The organism is Amycolatopsis sp. NPDC054798, from assembly GCF_053611505.1.
The window spans coordinates 1-5,076 of sequence record NZ_JBSHAM010000200.1 but is presented as its reverse complement, the minus strand read 5'-3'; the positions used below and the strand labels follow the sequence as shown (position 1 = coordinate 5,076).

Below are 5,076 nucleotides of genomic sequence, written 5' to 3'. Positions count from 1 at the left end.
TGAGGGCGAGCCTGACCGAAGCGGTCATTCCTAGCAGTTTTTGGTGGGACACCCACTCAATCACCCTAGAGGCGAGAGCTTGGTTCGTGTCCCGGTGGCCGCCCGGTTTCCCTGGCGACGAAGAGAAGATTACACGGCTCGAAACGGCCCGAAACAGGGGGGTCCCTTAATACGATCTTCGCAGGTCAACCGCCCGAATAGGCCCGCTGCGGCCGATCCGGCGGGCAGGCGGCCGCGGAGAGCCCAGCGAATCCGGTGGCTTATCCGCTCGGGGATGCCGAGATCGCGGAGAAACGAGCGGCGCGCGTTATCGGGGAGTGAGGGGACCACTCGGTCCCCGATAACGCGCGAACGCAGCATCGCGCGATCCGGACAGGCAATAGGTCGCCGCTGGATGTCGGCTTGCCGCGAGGAGCGAGCCGGGATCGGAGCGGAGCGACGGCAGTCCCGTCGACGAAGGCGTGATCGCCAAGCCGGTCGCGGTTACGTTGGCCTGCGAGTGGCCTGGGTCACTCGAATGGCCGCGGCGACGATGTCCGGTCCGAGCGGGCAGCTTCGTTCTTCCTGCGACCGGCGGCCCAGCGCCGGTCGGACCGAGCAAAGAGGGAGCACCCGATGAAGTACCTGATCCTGGCGTACGGCAACCAGCAGGACTACGACTACCTCGGCGGCAAGAACGGCGAGAACGGCAAGAACGGCGCGGCCACCGCGGCGGAGACAGCGGCGATCGAAGAGTTCCTCGCCGGGTTCACCGGGGCGCTCGCCGAATCGGGCGAGCTGGTGGAGACCCAGGGGCTCACCGCTCCGGTGCTGGCCCGCCGCCTCGACCTGCGGGACGGGGTTCCGGTCGTCACCGACGGGCCGTTCGGCGAGACCGAGGAGGTCATCGCCGGGTACTGGATGGTCGACTGCGCCAGTTTCGACCGGGCGACGGACATCGCGGCGGGGCTGCTCCGGGCTCCCGGGCGGTTGTCCGAGGCCGGGGTCGTGGTCCGGCCGGTGATGGGGGCGGAGAGCGAACTCTGACGAGACCCGAGCGACAAGGCGGCAGAGATGACCGACCCCTCCGTCCCGGCCACAGTCGGCGAAACCCTGCGCACCCTCGCCCCGCAGGTGCTGGGCGCGCTCGTCCGCCGCTACGGGCGGTTCGACCCGGCCGAGGACGCGGTCCAGGAAGCCTTGCTCAAAGCCTCCCGGCAGTGGCCGGAGACGGGGATCCCGGAGAGGCCCTTCGGATGGCTGCTGCAGGTCGCGAGCCGGAAGCTGATCGATCTGCTCCGGGCGGACCGGGCGCGGCGGGAGCGGGAGGTCCGAGCGGCTCGCGAGGACGTCGGCGAGCAGGCAGGCGACGCGGACGACACGCTGATCCTGCTGATGCTCTGCTGCCATCCTTCGTTGTCGGCGGCGTCGCAGATCGCGCTCACGCTGCGGGCCGTCGGCGGCCTCACGACGGCGGAGATCGCGCGGGCCTTCCTCACTTCCGAGAGCGCGATGACCCGCCGGATCACCCGGGCCAAGCGGATCGTCCAGGACAGCGGCGTGCCGTTCCGGATGCCGCCGGAGGAGGAGCGGAGCGAACGGCTCGGGGCGGTGCTACACGTCCTGTACCTGATTTTCACCGAGGGGTACTCGGCGACGTCGGGGCCGGAGGTGCGCCGCGGTGACCTGGTAAGAGAGGCGATCCGGCTGGCGGAGATGACGGCCGCGCTGCTTCCGGAGGACAGCGAGGCCGCGGGACTGCTCGCGTTGATGCTGCTGACCGACGCGCGGTCGCCGGCGCGGGTGACTGAGCAGGGCGAGCTGGTTCCGTTGCACGAGCAGGACCGGACGAAGTGGAAGGCCGAGTCGATCCGGCGCGGCGTGGAGCTGGTGACGGCGGCGTTGCCACCGGGGCCGGTCGGTCCGTACCAGCTGCAGGCGGCGATCGCGGCGGTGCATGACGAGGCACCCACTGCGGAGGAGACCGACTGGCGGCAGATCGCCGGGCTTTACCGGCTGCTGCTCAGGGTTTCGGCGAGTCCGGTCGCGAAGGTGAGCCACGCCGTCGCGGTCGGGATGGCGGACGGGCCGGCAGCGGGGCTCGAACTGCTCGCCCCGTTGGACCTCCGCGACCGGCGGTTTTATGCGGCGCAGGCACATCTTCTGGAAAGGGCGGGCGACCGCGAAGCGGCCCGGAGCGCGTACCTGCGCGCGGCCGGGCTCGCCACCAACATCCGTCAGGTGCGGTATCTCAACGCCTGTGCCCGGCGGCTTGCCGAAGGAGCGGGAAATGACTGAGGAGATCCGGCCGTACCGGCTCGAGATCCCGGAAGCGGATCTGGCCGACCTGCGGGAACGGCTCGATCGGACGAAATGGGCGCCCGAGCCGGCCGGCAGCCAGGGGTACGGCGTCAGCGTCGGCCGGGTGCGCGAACTGGCCGAGTACTGGCGCCATCGCTACGACTGGCGGGCTTGGGAACGGCGGTTCAACGAGTATCCGCAGTTCACGACGACGCTCGACGGCAGCAACGTCCATTTCCTGCACGCCCGTTCGCCGGAGCCGGACGCGATTCCGCTGATCCTCAGCCACGGGTGGCCGGGGTCGGCGGCGGAGTACCTGGCCGCGGCCGGGCCGTTGAGCGATCCGAGGGCGCACGGGCTCGATCCGTCGATCGCGTTCGACGTCGTGCTGCCGTCGCTGCCGGGGTTCGGGTTTTCCGGGCCGACGGCCGACACCGGCTGGGGTCCGCAGCGGATCGCGCGGGCGTGGGCGGAGTTGATGCGCCGGCTCGGGTACGAGCGGTACGGGACGGCGGGCAACGACTGGGGTTCGGGGATCGCGCCGGAGGTCGGTCGCGTGGCGCCGGAGCAGGTGATCGGCGCGCACGTGACGCAGACCTGGGATCCGCCGCCGGACGACGATCCACAGTGGATTGCCGGACTGTCCGCCAAGGACAAAGCCGCGTGGGACGCGTTCCACCGTTACTTCGCCGACGAAGCCTCGTACGGCGTCGTCCAGGCGCAGCAGCCGCAGACTCTCGCGCACGCGCTGTCCGACTCCCCCGCCGGGCTGCTCGGCTGGAACGCGCAGGCGATGCACGACCACGGCCTCGACGCCGACGGGATCCTCGCCCACGTCACGATCCACTGGCTGACCGGCACCGCGGGTTCGGCGATCCGGATCTACGCCGACGAAGCCCGGGAAACGCCCGCCGAGGACTGCAACCCGGTGCCGCTCGGGGTCGCGCAGTTCCCCGGCGATCTGCCGTCGATCCGGGTGTTCGCCGAGCACCGCCGGAACCTCGTGTCGTGGAACGAGTACGACCGCGGCGGACATTACGCGGCGCAGGAGGTGCCGGAGCTGTGGACGGGCGACGTCCGGCAGTTCTTCGCGAGGCTGCGCTGAAAAACATTGCTCCGACTACATTGCACCTTATTGCACTGAGAAATCGCCCCGATTAGCGTCGGCGACATGCAGACAGTCCTTCTCCCCTCCGGAGCCCGGATCGCCTACGACGACTCGGGGCGGCAGCCGGGGATCCCGGTGCTTCTCGTGCACGGGCACCCGTTCGACCGGTCCATGTGGGGTCCGCAGGCCGCGCACCTCGCGCGGAACGGGCACCGGGTCGTGGTCCCCGACCTGCGCGGATACGGCGAAAGCACTGGTCCGGCGGTCAGCGGGCTCGACGGCTTCGCCGAGGATCTGATCGGACTGGCCGACCACCTCGGGCTGGACCGGTTCGCGCTGGGCGGGCTGTCGATGGGCGGGCAGATCGTCATGCACACCGTCCGGGACTACCCGGACCGGATCGCCGCGCTGCTGCTCGCCGACACGTTCGCCGAGCCCGAGACCGACGAGGGAAAGGCGGCGCGAAACCAGGCCGCGGATCGGGTGCTCGAGGAGGGAATGACCGCGTACGCCGACGAGCTGTTGCCGAAGATGGTGTCGGCAGCGACTCTCCGCAACAACCCCGAGGTGACTGCGCACGTCCAGAAGATGATGCGCGACGCACCGGCGGCAGGCGCGGCCGCGGCGTTGCGGGCTCGGGCGAAGCGGCCGGACTACCGCGATTCGCTGCGTCAGGTCAGCGTGCCGACGCTGGTCGTCGTGGGCAGCGAGGACGAGTTCACCCCGGTCGCCGACGCGCGGCTGCTGCACCGGCTCGTGGCCGGCTCGGAGCTGGTGGTGCTCGACGGCGCGGGGCATCTGCCTAACCTGGAACGCGCGGCCGGGTTCAACGACGTGTTCGGCCGCTTCCTGGACCAGGTCCGGCCGGACCTCGCAGAAGAACGGTGACGCACTCCATGAAGACCGTATTGGTGACCGGCGCGAGCGCCGGGTTCGGTGCCGCGATCACGCGCCGGTTCGTCTCGGAAGGCGCGCGGGTCGTCGCCGCGGCCCGCAGCGGCGACCGGCTGAAGACGCTCGCGGACGAACTGGGCGACGCGGTGCATCCGCTGGTGCTCGACGTGCGCGACGCGGCCGCGGTCGCGGACGTCGTCTCGGAGCTGCCCGGGGAGTGGGCGAAGATCGACGTCCTGGTCAACAACGCCGGACTCGCCAAGGGCCTGGAACCCGCGCACGAGGCGAAGCTGGACGACTGGGACCAGATGATCGAGACCAACGTGACCGGTCTCGTCCATCTCACCCGCGCGGTGCTGCCCGGGATGGTCGAACGCGGCGCCGGGCACGTGATCAACATCGGCTCCGTCGCGGGCAGCTACCCCTACCCCGGCGGGAACGTCTACGGCGCGACCAAGGCGTTCGTCCACCAGTTCAGCCTGAATCTGCGCTCCGACCTGCGCGGCACCGGCGTCCGCGTGACGAACATCGAGCCGGGGCTGGTCGGCGGCACCGAATTCTCGACCGTCCGGTTCGGCGGCGACCAGGCCAAGGCGGACGGCGTCTACGCCGGGACCACGCCGCTGACCGCGGACGACGTCGCCGAGTCGGTGTTCTGGGCGAGTGCCCAGCCGAAGCACGTGAACATCAACGTCATCGAGCTGATGCCGGTGGCACAGACGTTCTCCGCGCTGAACATCGACCGCGAAAGCTGAGCCCGGCGTCCGTGAAGGGCTCCTTGAGGGAATCTGATT

5 protein-coding genes are annotated in these 5,076 nt (G+C 70.2%); all 5 read left to right on the top strand.

Translation table 11 applies throughout. The features are described from left to right. Positions 1 to 615 precede the first annotated feature (615 nt). On the top strand, positions 616 to 1,026 hold the full coding sequence (locus ACWGIC_RS44620) for a YciI family protein (RefSeq protein ID WP_452082009.1): 411 nt from the start codon (positions 616 to 618) through the stop codon (positions 1,024 to 1,026). Positions 1,027 to 1,053: 27 nt separating this feature from the next. Then, positions 1,054 to 2,277 (top strand): RNA polymerase sigma factor, encoded by a 1,224-nt coding sequence (locus ACWGIC_RS44615; RefSeq protein ID WP_452082008.1) that lies wholly within the window; start codon positions 1,054 to 1,056, stop codon positions 2,275 to 2,277. Continuing rightward, positions 2,270 to 3,385 carry an epoxide hydrolase family protein gene (locus tag ACWGIC_RS44610; protein WP_452082007.1) on the top strand — a complete coding sequence of 372 codons (1,116 nt, stop codon included), beginning with the start codon at positions 2,270 to 2,272 and terminating at the stop codon, positions 3,383 to 3,385. Before ACWGIC_RS44615 ends, ACWGIC_RS44610 begins: the two co-directional genes overlap by 8 nt. A 66-nt stretch (positions 3,386 to 3,451) precedes the next feature. After that, positions 3,452 to 4,276, top strand: a complete 825-nt coding sequence (locus ACWGIC_RS44605) for an alpha/beta fold hydrolase (RefSeq protein ID WP_452082006.1) — start codon at positions 3,452 to 3,454, stop codon at positions 4,274 to 4,276. Between the two features lie 8 nt (positions 4,277 to 4,284). Beyond that, positions 4,285 to 5,037, top strand: coding sequence for an SDR family oxidoreductase (locus ACWGIC_RS44600; RefSeq protein ID WP_452082005.1), 753 nt, complete (start codon positions 4,285 to 4,287; stop codon positions 5,035 to 5,037). Positions 5,038 to 5,076 lie beyond the last annotated feature (39 nt).